The sequence below is a fragment of the Dysgonomonas termitidis genome, from assembly GCF_042654545.1.
Lineage (GTDB): Bacteria > Bacteroidota > Bacteroidia > Bacteroidales > Dysgonomonadaceae > Dysgonomonas > Dysgonomonas termitidis.
Window position 1 is genome coordinate 1 of the sequence record NZ_JBHSGN010000219.1, and the last position, 835, is coordinate 835.

Annotated in this window: 1 protein-coding gene; it reads left to right on the plus strand. The window is 38.7% G+C overall.

What is annotated here, in order from left to right:
• The coding region (locus ACFO6W_RS26300; protein WP_380002137.1) for a tyrosine-type recombinase/integrase at window positions 1–694 on the plus strand (694 nt) is incomplete at its 5' end.
• Window positions 695–835: the final 141 nt, after the last annotated feature.

Genomic DNA, 835 nt, shown 5'->3' on the forward strand with positions numbered 1-835 from the left:
CCAAAAGCTGAAGAAATTAAAAGCGGTATGCAATTATGCTTCACAGAGGCAAATACCTGGTGCAACTACCGGAATATTCAAATGTGTCGATCAAAAAATGAAGACAAACAAATTTATACCTAAAACAATCCCTTATTATGTCATACAGGAAATAGAGCGGATGGATAAAAATGGCTTCACAAAGAAGCAGTTATTCCATATCGACCTGTTCCTTTTTAGTTTTTATGCAGGCGGGATAGGTAATACGGATGTCGCCCACCTGAAAAAAGGCTGTATCAAGGATAGCTTTATAGAATATGAAAGGAGCAAAGTAGCAAAAGACGCCAATGTTCCACTCGTAAATAAGGCCGAAGCTATAATAAGGAAATATATATCCGCTTCCTACCAGGATTATGTTTTTCCTATCTTTACCTATAAACATCAAACTAACCTGAAAAAAAAGAACAGGGTGGAAAGTATTTCCTTACGAGTGAATAAAACCCTCGAAAAGGTAAGGAAGAAACTGGATTATAAAGATAAAATAACATGGTACTCCGCCAGGGGGTCCTTTATAACCAAAATGCTGGATGACGGTTTCCATCCTGTCCAGGTCGCCGGATATGCAGGCAATAGTCCAGATGTCATATATAAGCATTATTATAAAGCGACGAACCAGGATGAGGCACGGACCCGGATGAACAAAAATTTACAATAGGAAAACGGGATTAGCTACCTTTCAGCTAATCCTTTAATTTCTTTATCGCTTGCTTTTAGTTTTAGCCTTAAATTTATACAGATACGGAGCCCTGTGGGATCTTCCGTCATACAACTTGCCTAATCGTTCCAACAGGTTCGA